Genomic DNA, 24,542 nt, shown 5'->3' on the forward strand with positions numbered 1-24,542 from the left:
ATTACTTTCTATTTCAAGTGATTTGACTTAAATTTGACGTGATTTAAGTCATTACGTATGTCCGATATTTTAGAAAATGTAGATAACATCTGTACATTATTTGAAAACCCTGAAATTTTAAAATATTTTTCCAAGGAAGAATTAGCTGAACTGAGCCACGAAAAGAAAATAATTTCTTTTAAAAAAGGTGATTTACTCATAGAAGAAGGCGCTACGCCCAAAGGTATTTACTACATCGACAAAGGTACAGCGAAAATGTTTAAATTGGGCTTCAACGGTAAAGAACAGATTTTGCGTTTCATAAAAACGGGCGACATCTTAGGTTATCGTTCTATTTTGTCTAAACAACCTTATGGCGCTTCTGCAACGGCAATGGAAGATACGGAAGTATGTTTCATTCCTGAAAAATTCTTCATAAAAGTTTTGGAACATCATCCGAAATTGTCATTTGATATTTTGAGAAGAATCTCTGAAGATTTAGGCGAATCGGCTCAAACCATCACTTTCTTGGCGCAGAAAACGGTGCGTGAACGTTTGGCTGAAGTTTTACTTTTGCTCGAAAAGAAATTGGGTGTAGACAAAGATGGCTTCATCAAAATTTCTCTTACGCGTGAAGAAATGGCAAACCTCATCGGAACGGCAACTGAATCTGCAATCCGTTTAATTTCGGAATTTAAAACCGATAATTTAATTGAGGTAGAAGGACGAAAAATCAAAATCCTTGCGCACCAGAAACTGACGAAGCTGGGGCATGTAAATTGATTTATTAGAGTTTTTATAAATGATCATTAAAAATTATCCTTGTATTTAAATTCAACAATTCCTTTTTCATTTACATTAAATACAAATTCATTTAATATTGTATAATAAAATACGGTTTTACCTCTTTTGTTGTATTGCATAACTATATCCGGCTCTCCCCAGTTTTCCTTAAATGTTTTGAAAGAAACTGGAATTTCGGTGTTAGAAAATTTTGAGGTATAATGTCTTTCATAAAATATGATGGCTGTAATTCCTGTAATTATAAAAAGAATCAACATCGAAACAAGATTCTCAACTTTTTTCATTTTAAGATAATTTCAGTTAAAACGATAAAATCAATCTGAAATTTCAAGGAAAAATTATTTAAATAACCTTTACCCAATGAAAGTAGAAGTTTTATTGATAGTTTTTAATTACAACATCATATAATAGTAATTATTTAAGAAAAAAAACGCAGAAAAGACACAATTATCTTGAGGAAATTTTAGAAAGGATTTTACAAAGAATGGGGAAGATTGTTAATGATTTGTAAAGACGGAAATTTAAGATTGAATTTCACTTATATTTAAGCCTCAAAAATAACAATCACACAATGCGGAAGTTTTTCTACTTTTTATTTTTTCTTATTACCATCTCTAATTTTGCCCAATCGCCTAAAAAAACCAATTCATCAGAAATTTATGAATCGATCCAAAAACTTAATTTTTTAGGTTCGGTTTTGTACGTGGCAGCGCATCCTGACGATGAAAATACCCATTTGATTTCGTATTTTGCAAACGATGTTCACGCTCGTACAGCATATATTTCTCTGACGCGTGGCGATGGCGGACAAAATCTAATCGGGCCTGAATTGCGTGAATTGTTAGGAGTCATCCGCACGCAGGAATTGATGCAAGCAAGGAAAATAGATGGTGGAATTCAGTATTTTTCGAGAGCCAATGATTTCGGTTTTTCCAAACACCCAGACGAAACATTTGAAATCTGGGATAAAGAACAAGTTTTGAGTGATTTGGTATATGTGATTCGGCAATTTCAACCCGATATTATCATCAACCGTTTTGACCACCGTTCACCAGGAACTACTCACGGACACCACACGGGATCAGCTATGTTGAGTGTCGAAGCATTTGATATTGCAAACGATAAAACTAAATTTCCTGAACACTTAAATCAGTATTCAACTTGGAGTCCAAAACGATTATTTTTTAACCAATCCTGGTTTTTTTATGGAAGTCAGGAAAAATTTGACCAAGCCGACAAAAGTAAATTATTTCAGTTAGACATCGGTTCTTATTATCCTACTTTAGGTTTGAGTAATTCTGAAATTGCCGCCAAAAGCCGCAGCCAGCACAGCTCACAAGGATTTGGCGCGACGCCGGAACGTGGTGTTGATTTGGAATACCTCGAAATTGTCAAAGGAACGCAGCCGCAAAAAGATGTTTTTGAAGGAATTGATACGAGTTGGAATCGAGTAAGAGGCGGTAAGGAAATCGGAGAAATTCTTTCGAAAGTGGAAAAAGAATTTGAATTTAAAAATCCGTCGAAATCCGTTCCTGAATTGATAAAAGCGTATCAATTGATTCAAAAATTAGAAGACAAACATTGGCGGGAAATCAAATCGGAAGAAATAAAAAACATTATCGTTTCATGCGCCGGATTGTATCTGGAAGTGGTTTCGAGCTCGACGACTGCGGTCGCAGGAGAGAATTTGAAATTCAATTTGGAAGCAATTAATAGAAGCGAACTTTCCATCAAATTAAATTCAGTTAAAGTCAATGACAAAACTATTTCAGTTGATTCAAATTTAACCAACAATAAAATCTTAAAATCTGAAAATTCATTTCAGATTCCTGACAATAAAATTCCTACAACTCCTTATTGGCTCAACGAAAAAGGAAGTTTAGGAATGTACAAAGTTTCTGATGGTGAATTGATTGGATTGCCGGAAACGCCCGATGCTTTTTCAGTAAAATTTAATTTAAGTATTGAAAATCAGCAGTTTGAAATTTTAAGACCTTTGGTTTATAAAATAAATGACCCAACAAAAGGCGAAACTTATAAACCATTCGTCATTGTTCCGAAGGCTATTGTAAATGTGGAAGAAAAAGTGTTGATTTTCGCGGATGAAAGACCTCAAAAAGTTGCTGTGAAGGTAAAATCTTTTACAGAAAATTTGAAAGGAAATTTAAGCTTAAAAGCTGCCGGCTGGAAAATTTCTCCTGGAAATCAAGAAATTTCATTGAATGTAAAAGGTGAAGAAAAAATATTTTGGTTTGAAGTTTCACCTCCTGAAAATCAATCTGAAACAGAATTAATTCCACAATTGAAAATTGGAAATGAAATTTTTGATAAACAAATGTTTGAATTGAATTATGAGCATATTCCCGAACAAAAAATTTTATTGCCAGGCGGAAGTAAATTGGTTCATATTGACATTCAGAAAAAAGGAGAAAAAATCGGATACATCATTGGGGCAGGAGATTCGGTTCCTGAAAATCTAAGACAAATCGGATATGATGTTCAAATCATTTCTCCGCAAAACATTACAACAGAAAATTTGAAAGATTATGATGCCATTGTTTTGGGAATCAGAGCATTTAATGTAATTCCCGAATTGAAATTCAAAAACCAAATTTTGTTTGATTATGTGAAAAACGGAGGAAATCTGATTGTTCAATATAACACTTCACGAGATGTTTTTACAGAAGAAATCGCACCTTTTCCGCTTATACTTTCGCGTGACCGTGTGACTGATGAAAATTCGGAAGTTAAATTTTTGAACGAAAATCACCCTGCTTTGAATTTTCCCAATAAAATTACATCGAAGGATTTTACAGGTTGGAACCAAGAGCGAGGGCTGTATTTTCCATCCGATTGGTCGAAAGAATTTGTGCCGCTTTTGTCGATGCACGACAAAGGAGAATCCGCTATGAAAGGCAGTTTGCTGGTCGCCAAATACGGGAAAGGAAATTATGTTTACACTGGTTTGAGTTTCTTCCGCCTTTTGCCGGAAGGTGTTCCGGGCGCGTATCGTTTGTTTGCGAATTTATTGTCACTAGGAAAATAAATATGGAAAATAAATTGGAATCAAAAAGGATTTGGAAAAAATCTTATACTTGGGTTTTGCTCGTCAACGCCGCTTATATCATTGTGTTTTATTTGTTAATGAAATTTTTGTAAAATGCAGTGGATTGACTGGTTGATATTGATAAGTTCCATGCTGTTCATCGTGATTTACGGTACATGGAAAACGCGCGGAAGTCAAAATGTACAAGACTTCTTGAAAGGAAATGATTCCACTTGGTTCACGGTCGGATTGTCAGTGATGGCCACGCAAGCGAGTGCGATTACGTTTCTTTCCACGCCCGGACAAGCATTCCATGACGGAATGGGGTTTGTGCAATTCTATTTCGGATTGCCGATTGCGATGGTCATCATTTGTCTCGTTTTCATTCCGATTTATCATAAATTAAATGTTTATACGGCTTACGAATTTTTGGAAAGTCGTTTCGATCAGAAAACCAGAGCGTTAACGGCTATTTTATTTTTAATTCAAAGAGGGTTGTCGTGTGGAATTACAATTTTCGCACCGGCGATTATTTTATCAGCAGTTTTAGGTTGGAATCTGATTTGGCTCAACATCATTCTCGGCGTTTTGGTTATTATTTACACCGTTTCCGGTGGAACAAAAGCTGTAAACGTCACGCAGAAACAGCAAATGGCGATTATGATGGGAGGAATGGCGGTAGCATTTGTGATTTTGGTTTATTCGCTTCCGGACGGAATTAATTTCGGAAATGCGATGCAAATTGCGGCGGCAAGCGGGAAGATGGAAATTCTCGATTTTTCGTTTGATTTTGATAATCGATATACTTTTTGGAGCGGAATTATCGGCGGAACTTTTCTCGCATTGTCTTATTTCGGAACGGATCAGAGTCAGGTCCAGCGCTATCTTTCAGGAAAATCGGTGAAAGAGAGTCAAATGGGAATGATCATGAACGGACTTTTGAAAGTACCGATGCAATTTTTTATTCTTTTGGTTGGAGTGATGGTTTTCTTGTTTTATCAATTTAATTCCTCTCCGCTTAATTTCAATCCGGTAGCGACGAAAAGTATTGCAAATTCAAATTATGTGCAAGAATATTTGGATTTGGAAAAACAGCAAAATGAAAATTTTGAATCGAAAAAGAATTTAATGTTTGATTATGTAAATGCTCCATCCAATGAAAAAGAAAATATCCAAAAAGAAATTGTTTCATTAAATCAAAAAGACAGAGAGTTACGAAACGAAGCGCAAACCGTTATAAAAAAAGCGAATCCGCAAGCTGAAGCAAATGATAAAGATTACGTTTTCATTCATTTCATATTGAATCATTTGCCAAAAGGCGTGATTGGGCTTTTGCTGGCCATGGCTTTGTGTGCGGCGATGTCTTCCACTTCTTCGGAATTGAATGCATTGGCGACCACGACCACAATGGATTTGTACAAACGAAACCAAAAGTCAGAAAAGCCTGATAATCATTACCTGAAAGCCTCGAAATGGTTCACACTTTTGTGGGGTATTTTGGCGATTTTGTTTGCGTGTGTGGCGAATTTATTTGATAATTTAATTCAGCTTGTCAATATCATTGGATCTATATTCTATGGAAATGTTTTGGGGATTTTCCTGCTGGCATTTTTCTTTAAATTTATTAAGTCCAATTCGGTTTTTATCTCAGCATTAATTACGCAAATAATCGTAATATTTGGGTGGTGGTATGATTGGATGCCTTATTTGTGGCTGAATTTGTTTGGATGTATAGTTGTAATTATTTTAGCAATAATAATTCAAATGTCTTCCAAAAGCTTAAGTTTAGAAAAATAAAATTGGATATTTAAAATCAATTTTTATATTTGTAAAATCAAAATGAGAAAAATAATATTAAATAACAATTGGTGGTGGATTTCGCAACTTCATAAGTCGTGAAAGAACTCCTCTTGTTTATAAAATCAAAGGCCTGTCTTCATGACAGGCCTTTTTTTATTCAATAAAATCTAAATTAAAATGAAATATAAATTACATACAAAAAGTATAAATTTTCTGGCTGATACCATCACGCCGGTGTCGGTCTATCTCAGATTGAGAGACAAATTCCCAAATAGTATTTTGTTGGAAAGCAGTGATTACAGAGCCAATGACAATACGTTTAGCTACATATGCAGCGCACCGATTGCCTTTATCAAAATCCAAAATGAAATCATCACACAGCAATTTCCGGATGGTAGAAATACACTCACTGAAATTAGAAAAGATACCGATGTGGTTCAAATTATTCAAGATTTTGCGACTTCATTTGAAGCCGAAGATTCTCAATTGAAATTCATTCACAATGGACTTTTCGGCTACATCGCTTATGACGCCGTGCGGTATTTTGAAAATATCGAATTGAAAATGAAGAAAGATAAGTTGGATATTCCTGATATTTATTATGCTGTTTATCAAAATGTTGTAGCAATTAATCATTTCAATAATGAAGCTTATATCTTTCATCATGGGATTTCAGAAGGAGAAGATAAAACGCAGGAAATCGCGCAATTATTAAAAGTAAAAACTTTCGCAGAATTCCAATTTAAAAAAGAAGATGAAGTCACCACGAATATTTCAGATGAAGATTTCAAGAAATTGGTTTCAAAATGTAAACAACATTGTCAGCGTGGCGACGTATTTCAGATTGTGGTTTCCAAAAGGTTTTCCCAGAAATTTTCAGGTGATGAATTCAATGTTTACAGGACGCTCCGAAGCATCAATCCTTCGCCTTATTTATTTTATTTTGATTATGGTGATTTTAAAATTTTCGGTAGTTCACCTGAAGCACAATTAATTATGAAAGACGGACAAGCTGAAATTCATCCAATCGCAGGAACAATCAAACGAACTGGAAATGATGAACAAGATGCTGAACTCGCTAAAAAATTAAGTGAAGACAAAAAAGAAAACAGCGAACATGTTATGTTGGTAGATTTGGCGCGCAATGATTTGAGCAGAAATGCCAAAAATGTAAAAGTTGAAACCTACCGCGAAGTCCAATTTTTCTCTCATGTCATTCATTTGGTAAGTAAAGTTTCAGGTAAAATCAAACCGGAAATTTCTCCTTTCAAAGTGGTAGCAGAAACGTTTCCTGCAGGGACATTGAGTGGTGCTCCGAAACATAATGCAATGAAAATTATCGACAAATACGAAAATATAAATCGTCAGTTTTATGGTGGGGCGATCGGATTTATGGATTTCAAAGGAAATTTTAACCACGCAATTATCATCCGCTCTTTTTTGAGTAAAAATCATACACTGCATTATCAGGCCGGGGCAGGAATAGTTTCAGAAAGCACACCTGAAAATGAATTGCAGGAAGTTTACAATAAACTCGGTGCGCTGAACAAAGCACTTGAATTAGCAGAAAAAATTTAAACTATGAAATTGCAGATTACCTCCTTTGAGGCGGTAAAAACATTTCACGAACACAAAAAAACAAATAAAATGAATGTGAGTAAAAACAAAATATTGGTAATCGACAACTATGATTCATTTGTGTACAATCTGGTTCATTATTTAGAAGAATTAGATTGCGAAGTCACGGTTAAACGAAATAATCAAATCGAATTAGAAGAGGTAAATGAATTTCAAAAAATTCTGCTTTCTCCCGGTCCCGGAATTCCCTCTGAAGCCGGAATCATGAACGAAGTCATTCAAAAATATGCCGCTACGAAAAGCATTTTTGGTGTATGTTTAGGGCAGCAGGCGATAGGTGAGGTTTTCGGTGGGAAATTAGACAATCTCAACGATGTGTACCACGGCGTTTCGAGCTTTACCATACGAACTTTGGACGATGAGAAAATTTACAATGACGTTCCCAAATATTTCGAAGTCGGACGCTATCATTCCTGGGTGGTTTCCAATGATGAATTTCCGGAAGAATTAGAAATCACGGCAGTCGATGAAAACGGACAAATCATGTCTTTGCGCCACAAACATTACGATTTGCGCGGTGTCCAGTTTCATCCGGAAAGCATTTTGACTCCGCAGGGAAAGAAAATAATTGAAAACTGGGTAAATAATTAAACCAAAAATACTCCTCATAGAGAGAAACTCAAATCCAATTCGTCAGAATAATTTAAGACAAAATCAAAAAACGATGACACGCATAATTCAAAGGCTAACACACTTCGAACAGCTCAGCAAAGAAGAAGCGAAAAAACTATTAATTGATATTTCACAAGGTGAATTCAATGCCAATTCGATTGCTGTATTGTTGACTGTTTTTATGATGCGTCCGATTACGATAGACGAATTGGAAGGGTTTCGAGATGCCCTTCTCGAATCCTGCATAAAAGTTGATTTTTCTGAATATGAAACGATTGATTTATGCGGAACAGGCGGTGACGGGAAACATACTTTCAATATTTCCACTTTGGCTTCGTTAGTCGTTGCAGGTTCGGGAATTATGGTGACGAAACATGGTAATTATGGGGTTTCTTCTATCAGCGGAAGCAGCAATGTTTTGGAGCAATTGGGAGTGAAATTCAGCAATGAACAAGACTTCCTGAAACGTTGTCTGGAAGAAGCAAATATCTGTATTTTACATGCACCATTGTTTCATCCGGCAATGAAAAATGTAGCGCCAATTCGCAAAGATTTAGGTTTGAAGACATTTTTTAATATGCTGGGTCCGATGATCAACCCTTCTCAACCGAAAAATCAATTGGTGGGTGTTTTTGATTTGGAATTGATGCGTATTTATGGTTACACTTATCAAAAAACTGATAAAAATTTCACCATCATTCACTCACTTTCAGGTCATGATGAAATCTCACTGACAACAAATTGTAAATACATTTCGAACGATGCAGAAGGAATTATAAAACCTTCTTATTTTGGGATTAATTACACAAAAGAAACTGAAATTTCAGGAGGAAATTCTGAAAAGCAATCGGCAGAAATATTTCTTCAAATAATTAATGGAAACGGAACGCAAGCACAAAATAATGTGGTTTGCGCAAATGCAGCGGCTGCAATTTCTACAATTAAAAAGATTCCTTTGATGAATGCTTTTGAACAAGCACAAGAATCACTCAAAATGGGATTTGCAAAAGAGTCTTTGAATAAGTTAATCCAATCAAGCAAATGAATATATTAGACCAAATAGTAGCAAATAAAAAGATTGAAGTTGAATTGAATAAATTAAAAGTCAAGGTTTCCGATTTGACCAAAACACAATTTTTTGAAAGAGAAAATCTGTCATTATCTCAAAATTTAAAGAATTCAAAATCAGGAATTATTGCTGAATTCAAAAGGAAATCGCCTAGCAAATCTATCATCAATATCGATTCTTCGGTTTCTGAAGTTGTATTAGGCTATCAAAAAGCCGGCGCATGTGGAATTTCTATTTTGACCGACAATCAGTTTTTTGGAGGGAACCTAGAAGATGTGATTTTAGCGAGAAATTTAGTCGAAACACCGATTCTCAGAAAGGAATTTATCATAGATGAATACCAAATCATCGAAGCCAAATCTTCCGGCGCTGATTGTATTTTGTTGATTGCGGCGATTCTTTCTCCGTCAGAAATTCAGAAATTTTCGATTTTCGCAAAAAGTCTCGATTTGGAAGTTTTATTAGAAGTGCATGAGGAAACGGAATTGGAGCGAAATTTATTTCCTTCAATCGATATGATTGGTGTAAATAATCGAAATCTGAAAACTTTTCAGGTATATGTTGAAACTAGTAAAACTTTATCGGGGTTAATTCCAAAGGAATTTGTGAAAGTCTCAGAAAGTGGAATTTCAGAGGTAAAAACGGTAAATGAGTTAAGAGAATTTGATTTTGAAGGATTTTTGATTGGAGAAAATTTTATGAAAACAAATGATCCCGGCTCAAATGCAATTGAATTTATAAAACAAGTTGAAAATGGAAATTAAGATTTGCGGAATGAAATACAACGTTCGCGAAGTTGCAGCATTGCAGCCTGATTATCTGGGATTTATTTTCTACGATAAATCTGCTCGAAATTTTGAAAATGAAATGCCTGCTCTTAATTCAAATATTAAAAAAGTGGGTGTTTTTGTGGATGAGAAAATTTCTGTGATTTCAAAAAAAGTAAAAGAATTAAAATTAAATGTAATTCAGCTTCACGGAAACGAATCCGAAAGTTATTGTCAGGAATTAAAATGTTCAAATCCCGAAATTGAAATCTGGAAAGCATTTTCTGTGGATGAAAAATTTGATTTTGAATCAATAAAAGTGTACAAATCAATTGATAAAATTTTGTTGGATACAAAAGGTGAAAATCCTGGGGGAAACGGACATAAATTCAATTGGAAGACACTTGAAAATATAAAATTTGGAAAGCTATTTATTTTGAGCGGCGGAATCAATTCCGAAGATGCTCAATTAATCAAAAATTTAAAAGAAAAGAATTCAGATTTGGTTGCGATAGACTTAAATAGTGGGTTTGAAATCAAATCAGGATTCAAGGATTTTGAAAAATTACGAAGATTTATAAAAGAATTAAAAGAAATTATATGAATTTTAGTGTAGATGAAAAAGGATTTTACGGGAATTTCGGTGGCGCATTTATCCCTGAAATGTTGTATTCAAATGTAGAAGAATTAAAGAATAATTACCTGGAAATCATTAATTCAGATGAATTTCAAAATGAATTCAAACAATTGCTCAAAGATTATGTCGGGCGGCCAACGCCTTTGTATTTGTCAGAGCGCCTTTCGGACAAATACAATTGTAAAATTTACCTCAAACGAGAAGATTTATGCCACACCGGCGCACATAAAATTAACAATACGATTGGTCAGATTTTATTGGCAAAACAATTGGGGAAAACACGAATCATTGCTGAAACGGGTGCCGGCCAGCATGGCGTTGCTACTGCAACAGTCTGCGCATTAATGGGTTTGGAATGTGTAATTTACATGGGTGAAGTTGATATTGAACGGCAAGCGCCAAATGTGAGCCGTATGAAAATGCTGGGTGCAAAAGTTTGTCCTGCAACATCGGGAAGCAAAACGCTCAAAGACGCGACCAACGAAGCAATCCGCGATTGGATTAATCATCCGGAAAATACTTATTACATCATCGGAAGTGTGGTTGGTCCGCATCCGTACCCTGATATGGTTGCACGTTTGCAAAGTGTAATTTCGGGGGAAATTAAAATTCAATTAAAAGAAAAAGAAGGACGAGAAAATCCGGATTATCTCATCGCTTGTGTCGGCGGTGGAAGCAATGCTGCGGGTCTTTATTTTAATTATTTAGAAGAAAATTCTGTGAAATTAATTGCAGTCGAAGCGGCAGGAAAAGGAATCGATTCAGGGAAAAGCGCAGCAACCTCTGTGTTGGGTAAACCCGGAATTATTCACGGAAGCAAAACTTTATTGATGCAAACGGAAGATGGTCAGATTACAGAGCCCTACTCTATTTCAGCAGGATTGGATTATCCGGGAGTAGGTCCTTTGCATGCGCATTTATCTGAAACAGGTAGGGCGGAATTTTATGCTATAACCGATGAAGAGGCGATGAATGCTGCGATGGAATTGGCGCAATGGGACGGGATAATTCCGGCAATAGAATCTTCGCATGCTTTGGCAGTTTTGCATAAAATTCAATTCAAAAAAGATGATATCGTTGTTTTGAATTTGAGCGGAAGAGGAGACAAAGATCTCCAGACTTATATTAAATATTTTGATTTATAAATTAGACATGAATAGGATTTTAGAGAAATTAAATACAGATAAAAAATTATTATCTATTTATTTTACAGCAGGTTATGTAAATTTAAATGATACGGCTTCAATCATTGAGTCACTGGAAGAGTCGGGTGTAGATATGATCGAAATCGGGCTTCCGTTCAGTGATCCTTTGGCAGACGGAGTTGTCATTCAGAATTCTTCCACTATTGCTTTACAAAATGGAATGACTACAGATTTGCTTTTCAAACAGCTTGAAAAAATCAGGGAAAAGGTCAAAATTCCTTTGTTGATTATGGGTTATTTCAATCCGATTTTACAATATGGCGTCGAAAAATTTTGTTCAAAATGTGCAGAAATCGGAATCGATGGTTTAATCATTCCTGATCTACCCATCGAAGTTTACAAGGAAAATTACGAATCTATTTTTGATGAATTTAATTTGCTGAATGTATTTTTAATCACACCGCAAACAATTGAAAACCGTATCCGACTTATCGATAAAGTTTCAAAAAGCTTTATTTATATGGTAAGTTCGGCGAGTGTGACAGGGACAAAAGATACTTTTGACGATGAGCAAATCAATTATTTTGAAAGAATTAAATCCATGAATCTCAAATCTCCTCAAATCATTGGTTTTGGAATCAGCAACAAAGAAACATTTGAAATTTCAACCGAATATGCAAAAGGAGCCATCATCGGGTCGGCATTTATAAAGCATTTGTCTGATGAAAATTCAGGTTCGATAGAGGAATTCATTCGAAGCATCCGTTAACAAAATAAGCCGGCAAAAACCGGCTTATTCATTATTTTAATATTTTGGAAAACTTATTTCGCTCCCCATTCTTTCAAAGAAGTTTCATTCATTTTTACATAATCAGCATTTCCTGCTTTCTGGGCTAAATCCAAAGATTTTTTAGCCAAATCAATTGCACCTTTTTTGTCACCTGCTTTTGCATAAATCAAAGACTGCTGGCGCAATTGCCAGAATTTTGGCTCTTTATTGGCTTTCATTCCTTCATCGAACCAAGTTTTTGCTTGTTTGATATCTTTGTTTGCTGTGAAATAATAGTTTGCAGCAGCTAAATAATCTTCCGGTTTTGGAGAATTTTTCATCGTTGCATCAATGGAAGCCATCACTTTTTGTTCAGTAGGAACTTCGATTTTCACTCCTACATAAATGTTTTCCCAAAGAATTCCAAGCATCGCATGGTCTGCCTGTACTTCGTCGATCAACATTGTGAAAGTTTCCATTTTCATCGGCATAGGATACACTTCTGCAGTCGCTTTAGCAGCTACTTTTTTGTCGTCCCATTTTTCAGGTAATCCCCAGTTTTCAGTATCAGAATAGAAATAAACTTCCCAAGATTTTTGTCCCGGTTTGGTGAAAATGGCATATTTTCCGGCTTTTACTTTTTGTCCGCTGATTACTACATCATCAGAAAATTCGATGGTAGAATTTTTGTTAGCACCTGTTCTCCACAATTTATCATAAGGAACCAAATCCCCAAAAACAGTACGTCCACTTACATTTGGGCGCGCATATTCAACTTCTATTTTAGTCAATCCCACAGTTTGTTCAAATTCAGAAGAAGGACTTGCTTGAGGTGTTTGCACTTGTGCATTTACAGAAATCATCAAAGCACAAATAGCAAGAGTTGTAAAGATTTTTTTCATTTTAATTTTTGATGTTAAATTTAAGGAATTTAAGCGGATAGCCTTTTAAAAAATGATTAATAACATAAACTTATTTTCGATTAAATGAAATTCATATCTTAGAACCGTCATTAATAGGTTGAGATGGGGAATAATTCCTTTTTTTTGAAAAAAAGATTAGTATAAAGCAAAAATAAGCAAAACGGTTAAAACCGTTTATATACAATGCTTTATAAAACAGTAGTCTTAGTTTGGAACTCGGTGTCTGATAGGTTTTGGTCTTAAAAATACAAAGATAGGTTACTAATTCGTTACCGATTAGCAAAGGTAATCAAAGATGTAACAGGTTATATTTCAGTGTTTTGCCCTATTTTTCATATTCCCTTGTAACTCAATACAATTTAATTTTAAACATTAAACATTTGAGTTATGGAGCAGACAAAAAAATCTACGTTCAAATTACTTTTCTACCTGAAAAAGAACGAGCCGAAAAAGAACGGTAATGCCCCGATTATGGCACGTATTACTATTGATGGAACACCTAAGACTTTAGGAACAAAGTTAGAGATCAATCCAAAGAATTGGGATTTAAAGTATGGAAGAGTTGAAGGTAAGAGTGCAAAAGCACTAGGTATTAACCAAAAATTGGATAATATAAGGGCACGTATCGATACCCTTTATGAAGATATGCTGAAACACGAGGGTTTTGTAACGGCACAAAAGCTGAAACTTGCATTTCTCGGTGTTGGTATTATGGAAGATTCCTTGCTGAAAGTATTTAAAAAGAACAATGATGATTTTGGGAAAATGGTAGTACAAGGAGAACGCTCCGAAAGTACCTACTACAAGTACAAAATTGTCTATAACCACGTTGCTGAATTTATCAAAAGCAGGTATCATCGTGATGACATGGCGTTCAGGGAATTGACGTGTGATTTTATCAGAGAGTTTGATTTCTTCCTTCGAATAGACAAAAAGTGCACACACAATACTGTTTGGGTATATACTATGCCACTCTATCGTGTTGCGGAAATAGCTGTCAAAAACGGTCTTATCAGGAAAAATCCTTTTGAAGATTATGAAATATCGATGAAGGAAAATGACCGTAGCTATTTACTTAAGGAAAACGTTGAATCCCTGTTATTACACAATCCTTCAAAACAAAATTATGAAATTGTAAAGGATCTTTTTGTATTCAGCTGTTTTACAGGACTATCTTACATAGATATTAAACAACTTAAAAGTACTAACATACAATCCTTTTTTGATGGTCACGATTGGATTATAAGCCGAAGACAGAAATCTGATGTTGCTTCTAATGTAAGGCTTATGGAAATACCCAAACGAATTATTGAAAAATATAAAGGTACCACCCGAAATGATTCTATTTTTCCTGTTCCTACAAACAAAATTTGTAACAGCCATATAGACAAACTAATTCAAGAATTAGGTATTGTTACAGAACAAAAAGTAACCTTTCACACCGCAAGACACACATTTGGAACAATGTTTTTGACTGAAGGCGTACCACTTGAAAGCCTTAGTAAAATGATGGGGCATAAAAATATTTCTACCACACAGATTTATGCTAAAATTACAAGCCAGAAAATAAGTAAAGATATGGATTTGGTATCGCATAAATTTGCTGGAATGGAAGCATCATTTGCAGAAATGGAGAAAGAAGTTCTCGTTTAGAATTATTGCTTACTAAACAAAGCAGGATGATTTCCTGCTTTGTTTGTTTCGAGAAGCTGGGTGCTTTTAATAAAATTCTTTTTTTTAAATTTACTTACAACAATTCTTTAAACAAAAAAACTATGTCTTTATGTAAACTGTGTCTTGAACGCGAAGCAAACAAAAAGAATACTCACTATCTTACTGATGCAATTATCCGCACCTGTCTTAACATAGAAGGTAGTAATGAACGCGAGAAAGGATTATATTTTGCTCTGGATAATACCAATCCATTTATAGACTTTAATTTCCAACGTCTTGATGAGCTGACCCTCGAGACTACAATTGGAAGAAAACCAACAGAGGAAGAAATTGAAAATGCGAAATCCATTCCATTTTCAGTGGATTACGTATTTTGTAGTGATTGCGAAAACCTGTTTACAGATATTGAAACACCATTTATTCAAAACATACTACCACACTTCCGACAAGCAGATCTTTCAGGTCTCAAAATAGTGAGCGAAGCTGATGTTGTTACAATTCGTAACTTCTTTCACATACAGTTGTACAGAAGTGCAGTCTGTGAAGATATTTTGGCGTTTTCACCTGAGTTTAAGGAGAAGTTACGTCACAGTATCCTCCAAAAAAATGGTGACACATCCATCCCCCTTTCGGTGACACATCTCCAAACTCTTGGAGGAAACGCGATATATACAGAAAACTACATTGGATTTACTGATGATAAAAACCCTTTTATTGTCTTCATGAATGATTTTGTTATACAGGTTTACGAGAATGAAGATGCAATAAAATTTCTACCTTTCCATGGACTAAATGAACAAGAAACTTTTGTCTCTGCTATAAACATCAACGAAGAATCTTTTGCTTTTAAAATATTTGACAATGCAGAAAGAAAGGTTTTTCTCAATACGGTAATCGTCAATGAAAAGGTTAAGAAAACAATACAATACTACCGAGATATGTTTGATATGTTCTGGAGAAAGCTATTTGGTGTCGACGCTCCGGTGCTACAAAAAGAAAGGTATATCCAGAGTCTTATCAATGGTGATGACAATAACTTAATTAAATACTCAAAACAGCAGGTTTTTGAATTTACCGTAGCTTATATGGCTAAACTTTTCAATGTCACCAAATAAATTGCATATAATATTATACAGATAGCCGAGGTAAATAATCCTCGGCTTTTTTTAGCCTATACTAATCTTCAAAGCACATTTATTCCTCCAGCGCCCATCCCATGCAATAAAAGAGCTTTGGCAGGATGAGTTAATAAACCATACTGAAAAACTCCTAATATATCCTCAATAAATATTTTTCAGTACCGTTTACGTGGCTTCCAAAAGCCACAATACTTTAAGATACTAAACTCCAAATTTATAAATTCTGCAAAATGTAATTGCAGGTTTTGTAATCACAAGGCCATTTACTCAATGCCTTTTTCACGTGCTTCCACATGATTTTTATTCAAGAACCGATATGCTGTTTTGTTCCATTTCAAGAGCAAAGGTATTTCCGTGTTCTTAACGCAGGAACAAGGTCGTGCCTTCCAGATTTGCAAAAAAATCTCCACCCATTCGGGTCGTATTTTTTTGACAAAACCTTGTTCCTGCTAAACACTAACCTTTTTATGCTCGTGAAACGAAACAAAGCATACTCCGGCTCTTTAGACGAATAAAAAAAATGTCAGAAATGAAAAAATACAGCATTGAAAATGGCAAAAGAGTGAAACGAAACTTCAGCACCTCCTCTCATTGCCGAATAAATCAAGGGAAAAATCAGAACAAAATTAATAACGCAAAAAAGTAGAAATCATGAACATTACAGGAAGACTGACAAGAGATGCGGAAGTACGCACAACGTCACAGGACAAACAAGTAGTAAATTTTTCAGTAGCGACCAACGACAGCTACCGTAACAAACAGGGCGAACGCATTGAGCAAACAACCTATTTCGACTGCTCCTATTGGATAACCCCGAATGTAGCCAAGCTACTTACAAAAGGCACTTTGGTAGAACTATCGGGACGAGTAAGTACCAGAGCGTGGACAGGTAATGACGGAGAGCCAAGAGCAGGTCTGAATTTCCATACCTCACAAATCAAATTGCACGGAGGTAGCAAAAAAAAGGAAACGGTACTAACTACCACAGGCACAAACAATAACACGACAGAAGACGACCTCCCATTTTAACAACGAGTATTCAATCATTTTTTTCACATCAAATTTTAAGCATTATGGCACATAATATCAATTTCAACGAGAGAACAGGACGTTATTCATTTTTTAGTGTACAACAAAAAGCGTGGCACGGTTTGGGGCAAATCGTAGAACAGTACCCGACAAGCGAGGAAGCTATCAAACACGCAGGGTTAGATTACGAAGTCGTAAAATCCCCACTATTTACAAAAGGTTCGGGCATTATCGAAACCACCAACAGCATAGAGATAGGCAGTAGCGAATTACAAGTACCTAACTATTTCGCCAACATCCGCACCGATAACAATGCCGTATTGGGCGTGGTTGGCAAGGATTACCACATTGTACAAAACCGTGAAGCCTTTAATTTCTTTGATGCTATTGTAGGCGGTGGTGAGGGCATTCTCTATGAAACCGCAGGAGCGTTAGGCAATGGAGAACGTATTTTTATCACCGCCAAATTACCCGACTATATCCGAGTTGGGAATGGCGATGACGTTACGGAAAAATACATTTTCCTAACCACTTCGCACGATGGTAGCGGAAGTATCACAGCCGCATTTACACCTATCAGAATTGTTTGCCAAAACACCTTAAATGCTTCGTTACGCAGTATGACAAATGTTGTCCGCATCAAACACACTTCGGGAGCAAAACAACGTGTTGAGAATGCCCATAAGATTATGGGACTTGCCAATACATTTAGCAACCAATTAGAGGGAATTTTCAATGAATGGGCAAAAGTAAAGGTCACAGACCGAGAGGTAAAAAAGCTAATTCAATTGGCACTTTGCCCGAATAAGGAAACCTTTGATTTAATCAAAAAAGGTGCGGAAGATGAAATTTCAACCCTTTTTAAAAATACCGTTGAGGACGCATTTGCATACGCAATGATAAGCGATACACAACAAATGGACACAACAAAAGGCACTTTGTTCGGAGCGTATAACGCTGTCACAGGCTACTATCAGAACGTGAGAAATTACAAGAATGACGAAGCCAAATTGCAGAGCATTGTATTGGGTGGTACTGCCCAACTGAAATCGCAAAAAGCATTTGAACTGTGTACCGCATTTGCTTTGGACGGTGCGGAAATCCTAAACCTTAATTAAATAACAACAGGCTACCGCCTTAATCGGTGGTAGCCTACTAAAAATATTCATTATGGCAAATTGGTGCAGTAACACGGTTGTATTCGAGGGAACTCCCGAAGCAATCACAGCAATACAAGAACTTTTCCAATCAATGAAGGAAAAGGAAGAAAAAACCGAAGAAGGGCAACTACCCGAATTTATGGAAGATACCAACGGTGGGTATTTCTTCAATATCTATTGGAACGAGGGCGATGAAGGGCAATTTCAATATGAAACAAAATGGTCGCCCAATATTGAAATTATTCAAAAGATAGCAGAATACTACCAAGTGGATTTTGTACAGGACTATGAAGAAATGGGAAACCTTGTTTACGGGAGAGCAACTTATCGGGATGGCATACTCAGCGATATATTTTTGGGCGATGATGATTTTGAAGCCTACGAACAGGATGAAGAAACAGACCTCTACCACTTTGAGGGAGAAGAGTACGAAAGTGATTATGAGATATTGGAAACTCTTTTGGAACGCAAAATTGTAACACTATGAAAGTAACGGATTTGAACGGTTACGAAATTGAAGTAACCGACCTAAAAGAAGCTATCCGTATTGCGAAGCGAAATACAGGATATAGCCACGAGGACAAAAGTTTTTCAGACTTCGATAAAAGGCAAAATGCCTATTGGACGGATATACACAAGAAATTGATAGCAATCAAAAAACAATCTTCAACAATTAAAATTTAAGAACGATGAATACAAATTTTTTCAATCAGATACAGCAGTTGGACTTTACAGGAGTTTTACAACTGAACATTTCAAAAGGAATAGAAAGCAACCTAATTGTAACAGTATTGCTTAACAACGAACAATGCGGAGATAGTGCCAAAAACGGTATTCCCCCATTGACATTCAACGCCACACCCCAAGAGTTTGACGAGGGATTTTTTGAGCAGATAACAACACCTATACAAAAGGTATCGGGCTTAATGGTGGATATGGAAAAATTTCAAAAGCAACTTGATGAAGCCAAAGCACAATCGGCAATCGAGAAAGCAAAAACCGAAAAAGAGAAAAAAGAAAAAGAAGCCAAAGACAAGAAGTTTAAAGATGCAATGGCAAAGGCGGATGAGTTGGAAAAAGAGGGCAAATTCCGTGAAGCGTGGATAAAAGTTCCCGATATAACGGAGTTCTCCGAAAAAGCGGACGAGATACGCAAACGCAAAACATCATTGTCCGACAAGTTCGCAACACCGAGCCTTTTCGGAGCAATGGAAGAAGCAACGCCCGAACCGCCAAAGGTGGAAGAACTTACTGCCGATTATCCCATTGATGAAGCGGACGAGGAAGAATAAAAGTGTTAACCCAAAAATTAGAAAGTTATGTTATTAGCAACACAGTTAGAACGAGTTTTCATACTCAAAGATAAAGGACAGGACATCAGGCTGACCGACCCCGAACCACGTTGGAGCGTGGAAGCCGTAATGAATTTTTACGCCAATATGTACCCGATTTTGACAACTGCAAAAGCATCTGCACCACAGATAAAAGATGATGCAGTCGAGTACAAATTTGAGAGCGTAATGGGTACGAAAGGTTAAACCAAAATTTTAAAACGATGAATTATGCAACGCAATATCATATCGGGAATAATCAACATACCCGAACAGAAACGACAACAGCAGTTACACCGACAGTTGGGCGAGTTCGCCAATTGGATGCAAAGACCAAAGGACGCCAACCAAGTGCAGAAAGACAAACAGAAATCCGTACCGATAGCAATGTTGCCAATGCTATTCTAAAATGTACATTTCTGCCTAAATTGAAAACAGCACAATCCGTACAGGCTTGTCAGAAAACGGAGAGGGATTTTTACAAGTCCCTTTCCCGACTTGCCGAGCATTACAGCATTGAGCCAATGCAAACCCAAGATTTTGAGTTTCCCTACAATATAACATTGTCTATGTGGGATATGGAAACTAAATTGAAGCGTACCAATATCAATTGGGATGGTTTCAAATTGATACAGAATAGCGGTAAAACCTATTTTGTGAGTGAGGAACGATACAATACAGGTACAACTTTGTACTATATTCCCATTAAGCCACTGTTTAAAATGCTCAAAGACCCGAAGCGTAAAAAGACCGCACAACTTTTACTGTCGGTATGCAGTTATCTGTACCACATCGTCCTAATTCCCTATTACAGGCAGGAAGAAAGTTATTTGTATTGGCTTTACGAAACGATGAATGATTGGGTGGAACAGGATGAGGAAACGGAAGAAACAGAAACCAACAAACGTGAATTGAGAAAAGCCGAATACATTGGCGATAAGATAGAACAGAAGTTATTCAACCGCATCAATCTAAAGATATTTGAACAGCGTTTGAACCGATTTAAAAGTGTTGATACGTTCGATAAGGAATGTTGGCAAGTGGCTTGTAATGCGTTTGCCCTTTGTACAGAATATCCGAACGCAACTATTTTCAGAAACGCCACATTGCCCGAAAAAGACCTTTATAATGATGATTACGAAAATGAAATAATCGGAATGGAAAAATACATTTCATTTATTGCAGACACTAAAGGTTGGTTATACGAAAACCTTTCAGATACCATCAACAATGAATTTAACGAGTACGGAGCAATGGAAGAACCAACTATTTCCAAGCGGTTTGACGGAAGCGAAATACCAACAACCGACCTTGATTTTGAGAACCGTTTGTTTGATTTATTGAATGATTTGAGTGGATTATTATACGAATACAAAACGATAGAAAAATGAACACAACAACAGATATAACAAACCATTTTGGCAGTATGTACTATCCAAAATCCGCTTTGGTTTTCTATGAAACCAAAGGAACGGAAACCGATGTGTATGTGGAGCATTTTGATATGGATAGCAACGGAACGCCTATCAATGCCCACCCATTGACGGTAAAAGAAGCCAATGTATTGGCAAAAGCTTTAAAGACCGATGAAGAAAAGAACGCAGCTTTTTTAAAGCCAAAAGGAATTTTGCCGACCAATATTCTGCATATCAATCCGAATGCTGAAAAAGGTACTGTGCTTTGGTGCACCAAAGCACAGCAACGGAAACTGTATTTTGTGGAAAGTTTGGGCATACCCAACGGAATGGCACAAGTACCGCCAATGCTTTGGTTAGCGAACAAAAACAGTCTTACCGTATTTGCTTTGGCAAATGATAGAAGACCCACCGAGAAAACGCCATTGTATTACGCACCTTTCTTCAATATCTACGAAAAGGGCAATGTATGTATGGGTACGGTAAGTATTGATATTAAAAATTCTGCTTCGGTTGAGGAATTTATGCAAGCGTGGGAACATTATTTTTTCAATTCCTATTTCAGTCATTCATTGAGTGCAAATTTGACAAAAAAGAACATCGTAAGTCTATGGAAAGACCTTATCGGTACGGATAAACCCTTTCCAAAAGAAGTATTGAAAAAGAACAACAAAACCCTTAAAAATCTATTGTGATGAACACAGCAAAAACAGCAATCCATTTTACAGACAATTATCTGCTCAATCCGACAAACCCGATTTCGATAAACCTTATCGGAGCAGGTGGCACAGGCTCAAAAGTATTGACCGCTTTAATGGAAATAAACAAAAGTTTGATAGCATTGGAACACGCAGGGTTGCAAGTCCGCCTTTGGGATGATGATGTTATCACGAGTGCCAATTTAGGCAGACAACGATTTGCAGAAAGTGAAACAGGATTGTACAAATCCGTTGCTTTAATCAATCGTTGCAACCGTTGGGCAGGTACAAATTGGAAAGCCGAAACGGTAAAATTTGAAAAGGACAATTTTGAAAGACCGCCCGAAAAAGCAAAGGCAATCATTACCATTACGTGTGTGGACAATGTACAGTCGAGGTTTGGCGTTGCTGAAATTCTTAAAGAAATAAGCTACCGCAGACACTACCAAGACGAGCCAAAATATTGGCTGGACTTTGGCAACAGCCGAGATATTGGACAAGTGCTACTATCTACTATCGGAGAGATAAAGCAACCCAATTCAGAGAAATACCAAACGGTGGCAAGCCTGCCATTTGTTACCGATGAATTTGGCGAATTACTGAAGCAATCCGAACAGGAAGACAACACGCCAAGTTGCTCACTTGCAGAAGCATTGGAACACCAGGATTTGTTTATCAATTCATCATTAACACAAATGGGGTGTTCTTTGCTATGGAACTTGTTCCGCAGGGGAATGACCGAATACAAAGGATTTTTTCACAACCTGAAAGATTTCCGCACCCACCCGATAAAAGTTGCCTAAAAGCCTAAGTCGGCGGGCAAAAATGCAATTCCTCGCTTCGGTCGGAAACGCATTTTTGCGGTTTAAAGCGGATGCAACCACTTTGCCAAAATGCACCACTTCACAATTCCCTTTCTTCACATTTTACCAAACAGGTTGCGAGTTTTTTGCGTGGGATATTCATTATCCCATTTGTTGTATTTACCACTGACTTTTTTTTTTCCAGACTGCGACCAAAGAAAAGATTCTGTGTTGTGAAACAATTTTTTTTAGTTTTTTTTGGTGTTAAATTGTCTACAATAACTATAAATTGTACTTTTGCACCACTCAATGAAAAGAACAGTACAAATATCATCCCAAGTTACTCCGCCTTGATCTTAGGCTAACTGTTATATTTCCCAATTTTAATTTATTGGCTTCTCTGTCGTACCCGAAGGTTTTGCTTTCGTGTACATACTTTTCTATTTACATTTTTACCACTTTAAACATAAATTTTTATGCAGAAAATTATCAATTTGTTTGATTTCAAACAGAAAATTAATTACAAAAACGAAATTCTTGCGGGTCTTGCGGTGGCTATGACCATGATACCTGAGTCTTTATCCTTTGCTATTCTGGCAGGGCTTTCGCCTTTGACAGGGCTTTATGCAGCTTTTTTAATGGGTATTGTTACTGCAATTTTGGGAGGCAGACCCGGAATGGTTTCTGGGGGAGCCGGAGCAACGGTAGTAGTACTTATCGCATTGGCAGCATCACACGGTGTGGAATATCTTTTTGCTGCGGTTATATTAGCAGGTGTACTGCAATTTTCAGTAGGAATTTTTAAACTGGGTAAATTTGTCCGCCTGATCCCACAACCAGTAATGTATGGTTTTTTAAACGGCCTTGCAGTAATCATTTTCATGGCACAGGTAGCTCAATTTAAAGTTGTAGAAAACGGGATAGAAGGTTGGATGCAGGGGCCGGCGCTTTATCTAATGGCTGGATTGACATTATTAACTATAGCCATCGTATTTATATTGCCAAAATTTACAAAAGCGGTTCCTGCATCTTTAGTAGCAATAATAGTTGTCTTTGGTATTGTATATTTTTTCGGCATCGATACTAAAAAAGTTATTGATATCGCCTCTGTAGGAGGCTCTTTACCTTCATTTCACATCCCTTCTATTCCTTTTACTCTGGAAACATTGAAAATTATTTTCCCTTATGCCTTGGTAATGGCAGGGGTTGGATTGATTGAAAGTCTGTTAACGCTTAATATGGTTGATGAAATAACCAGCACAAAGGGACAATCTAACCGTGAGGCTGCGGCGCAAGGTATAGCCAATATCACCAACGGTTTCTTCGGCGGAATGGGTGGATGTGCAATGGTTGCCCAAACTTTAGTGAATATCGGAGCTGGAGGAAGAGCCAGACTTTCTGCAATAGTTGCAGCTATAGCAATTTTATTAATCATTCTGGTTGCAGGTCCTGTAATCGAGCAAATTCCAATGGCGGCATTAGTCGGGGTGATGATGATGGTAGCTATAGGCACATTTGAGTGGGTCAGCTTTCGAATCATTAATAAAATGCCTCGTCACGATATTTTTATTGGTATGCTGGTAGCAGTTATAACTGTATTATTACACAACTTAGCTTTAGCCGTTTTGATAGGTGTAGTTATTTCGGCTCTTGTATTTGCTTGGGAAAGTGCCAAACGAATACGTGCTAGAAAGTATGTAGATGAAGATGGTGTAAAGCATTACGAAATTTTTGGCCCGCTTTTCTTTGGCTCTGCTATGGCATTTACCGAAAAATTTGATGTTAAAAACGATCCCGATGAGGTGATAATAGATTTCAAGGAAAGCAAAGTTGTAGATATGTCCGCAATTGAAGCCTTGAATAAAATTACGGAGAAGTATCACAAGGAAGGTAAAAAACTACATTTACGTCATTTAAGCCAAGATTGCAGGCAATTACTTAAAAATGCAGAAACAGTTATTGATGTGAATATTATTGAAGATCCTACCTACAAAGTAATGACTAATAAATAGCATTGGATTATACAAGTTTAATATTACAACTACAGCAATAATTTTTTAAAAATTATTGCTGTTTAAATTTATTATCGTAATATTGCGATATA

The 24,542-nt window shown here is 36.5% G+C and carries 24 protein-coding genes; 22 read left to right on the forward strand and 2 right to left on the reverse strand.

From position 1 onward, the window contains the following. Positions 1–57: 57 nt before the first annotated feature. Positions 58–762: a Crp/Fnr family transcriptional regulator gene (locus B8977_RS02110; RefSeq protein WP_084015787.1), complete on the forward strand. Its 705-nt coding sequence runs from the start codon at positions 58–60 to the stop codon at positions 760–762. Positions 763–788: 26 nt separating this feature from the next. Here the strand turns inward: B8977_RS02110 and B8977_RS02115 are convergent, their stop codons facing one another. Next, positions 789–1,067 carry a hypothetical protein gene (locus tag B8977_RS02115; protein ID WP_084015789.1) on the reverse strand — a complete coding sequence of 93 codons (279 nt, stop codon included), beginning with the start codon at positions 1,065–1,067 and terminating at the stop codon, positions 789–791. A gap of 287 nt (positions 1,068–1,354) precedes the next feature. On the opposite strand from B8977_RS02115, the gene B8977_RS02120 reads away from it, so the two are divergent. The 9 genes from B8977_RS02120 (at position 1,355) to trpA (ending at position 12,266) form a co-directional block, all read left to right on the forward strand. Beyond that, positions 1,355–3,829: a PIG-L family deacetylase gene (locus tag B8977_RS02120; RefSeq protein ID WP_084015791.1), complete on the forward strand. Its 2,475-nt coding sequence runs from the start codon at positions 1,355–1,357 to the stop codon at positions 3,827–3,829. Between the two features lie 114 nt (positions 3,830–3,943). Further along, a complete protein-coding gene (locus B8977_RS02125) occupies positions 3,944–5,626 on the forward strand; it encodes a sodium:solute symporter family protein (protein WP_084015793.1) in 1,683 nt (560 codons plus the stop codon). Between the two features lie 180 nt (positions 5,627–5,806). Beyond that, positions 5,807–7,207, forward strand: coding sequence for an anthranilate synthase component I family protein (locus tag B8977_RS02130; protein WP_084015795.1), 1,401 nt, complete (start codon positions 5,807–5,809; stop codon positions 7,205–7,207). A gap of 69 nt (positions 7,208–7,276) precedes the next feature. After that, positions 7,277–7,858, forward strand: coding sequence for an anthranilate synthase component II (locus tag B8977_RS02135; protein ID WP_084015973.1), 582 nt, complete (start codon positions 7,277–7,279; stop codon positions 7,856–7,858). Positions 7,859–7,931: 73 nt separating this feature from the next. After that, positions 7,932–8,924: an anthranilate phosphoribosyltransferase gene (gene trpD, locus B8977_RS02140; RefSeq protein ID WP_084015797.1), complete on the forward strand. Its 993-nt coding sequence runs from the start codon at positions 7,932–7,934 to the stop codon at positions 8,922–8,924. Further along, entirely contained in the window at positions 8,921–9,712 is a 792-nt protein-coding gene (trpC, locus tag B8977_RS02145) for an indole-3-glycerol phosphate synthase TrpC (RefSeq protein WP_084015799.1), read from the forward strand. Before trpD ends, trpC begins: the two co-directional genes overlap by 4 nt. Next, complete coding sequence (locus B8977_RS02150) at positions 9,702–10,319, forward strand: phosphoribosylanthranilate isomerase (protein WP_084015801.1); 618 nt, start codon at positions 9,702–9,704, stop codon at positions 10,317–10,319. Before trpC ends, B8977_RS02150 begins: the two co-directional genes overlap by 11 nt. After that, positions 10,316–11,497: a tryptophan synthase subunit beta gene (gene trpB, locus B8977_RS02155; protein ID WP_084015803.1), complete on the forward strand. Its 1,182-nt coding sequence runs from the start codon at positions 10,316–10,318 to the stop codon at positions 11,495–11,497. The genes B8977_RS02150 and trpB overlap by 4 nt, the downstream gene beginning before the upstream one ends. Before the next feature lie 7 nt (positions 11,498–11,504). Continuing rightward, positions 11,505–12,266, forward strand: coding sequence for a tryptophan synthase subunit alpha (gene trpA / locus B8977_RS02160; protein ID WP_084015805.1), 762 nt, complete (start codon positions 11,505–11,507; stop codon positions 12,264–12,266). A 53-nt stretch (positions 12,267–12,319) separates the two neighbouring features. Here trpA and B8977_RS02165 read toward each other — a convergent pair whose 3' ends face one another. Then, positions 12,320–13,168 (reverse strand): DUF2911 domain-containing protein, encoded by an 849-nt coding sequence (locus B8977_RS02165; RefSeq protein ID WP_084015807.1) that lies wholly within the window; start codon positions 13,166–13,168, stop codon positions 12,320–12,322. 408 nt (positions 13,169–13,576) lie between these two features. On the opposite strand from B8977_RS02165, the gene B8977_RS02170 reads away from it, so the two are divergent. The 12 genes from B8977_RS02170 (at position 13,577) to B8977_RS02230 (ending at position 24,450) form a co-directional block, all read left to right on the forward strand. Next, entirely contained in the window at positions 13,577–14,842 is a 1,266-nt protein-coding gene (locus B8977_RS02170; protein WP_034727288.1) for a site-specific integrase, read from the forward strand. Between the two features lie 122 nt (positions 14,843–14,964). Beyond that, positions 14,965–15,978 (forward strand): hypothetical protein, encoded by a 1,014-nt coding sequence (locus B8977_RS02175; RefSeq protein ID WP_131401731.1) that lies wholly within the window; start codon positions 14,965–14,967, stop codon positions 15,976–15,978. A gap of 675 nt (positions 15,979–16,653) precedes the next feature. Then, positions 16,654–17,031, forward strand: coding sequence for a single-stranded DNA-binding protein (locus tag B8977_RS02180; protein ID WP_034727283.1), 378 nt, complete (start codon positions 16,654–16,656; stop codon positions 17,029–17,031). Between the two features lie 44 nt (positions 17,032–17,075). Then, positions 17,076–18,149 (forward strand): DUF932 domain-containing protein, encoded by a 1,074-nt coding sequence (locus B8977_RS02185; RefSeq protein ID WP_034727280.1) that lies wholly within the window; start codon positions 17,076–17,078, stop codon positions 18,147–18,149. 52 nt (positions 18,150–18,201) lie between these two features. Continuing rightward, positions 18,202–18,678: a DUF1281 family ferredoxin-like fold protein gene (locus B8977_RS02190; RefSeq protein ID WP_034727277.1), complete on the forward strand. Its 477-nt coding sequence runs from the start codon at positions 18,202–18,204 to the stop codon at positions 18,676–18,678. After that, positions 18,675–18,875: a hypothetical protein gene (locus tag B8977_RS02195; protein WP_034727275.1), complete on the forward strand. Its 201-nt coding sequence runs from the start codon at positions 18,675–18,677 to the stop codon at positions 18,873–18,875. Before B8977_RS02190 ends, B8977_RS02195 begins: the two co-directional genes overlap by 4 nt. A gap of 5 nt (positions 18,876–18,880) precedes the next feature. Next, entirely contained in the window at positions 18,881–19,483 is a 603-nt protein-coding gene (locus B8977_RS02200; protein ID WP_034727273.1) for a PRTRC system protein E, read from the forward strand. 27 nt (positions 19,484–19,510) lie between these two features. Further along, positions 19,511–19,729: a PRTRC system protein C gene (locus B8977_RS02205; RefSeq protein ID WP_002978317.1), complete on the forward strand. Its 219-nt coding sequence runs from the start codon at positions 19,511–19,513 to the stop codon at positions 19,727–19,729. 17 nt (positions 19,730–19,746) lie between these two features. Beyond that, complete coding sequence (locus B8977_RS02210) at positions 19,747–20,913, forward strand: hypothetical protein (protein WP_034727270.1); 1,167 nt, start codon at positions 19,747–19,749, stop codon at positions 20,911–20,913. After that, complete coding sequence (locus tag B8977_RS02215; RefSeq protein ID WP_084015811.1) at positions 20,910–21,632, forward strand: PRTRC system protein B; 723 nt, start codon at positions 20,910–20,912, stop codon at positions 21,630–21,632. The genes B8977_RS02210 and B8977_RS02215 overlap by 4 nt, the downstream gene beginning before the upstream one ends. After that, positions 21,632–22,438: a PRTRC system ThiF family protein gene (locus B8977_RS02220; RefSeq protein ID WP_038699339.1), complete on the forward strand. Its 807-nt coding sequence runs from the start codon at positions 21,632–21,634 to the stop codon at positions 22,436–22,438. The genes B8977_RS02215 and B8977_RS02220 overlap by 1 nt, the downstream gene beginning before the upstream one ends. Positions 22,439–22,914: 476 nt before the next feature. Beyond that, a complete protein-coding gene (locus tag B8977_RS02230; protein ID WP_038699343.1) occupies positions 22,915–24,450 on the forward strand; it encodes a SulP family inorganic anion transporter in 1,536 nt (511 codons plus the stop codon). Positions 24,451–24,542: the final 92 nt, after the last annotated feature.

It is taken from the genome of Moheibacter sediminis, assembly GCF_900176425.1.
Lineage (GTDB): Bacteria > Bacteroidota > Bacteroidia > Flavobacteriales > Weeksellaceae > Moheibacter > Moheibacter sediminis.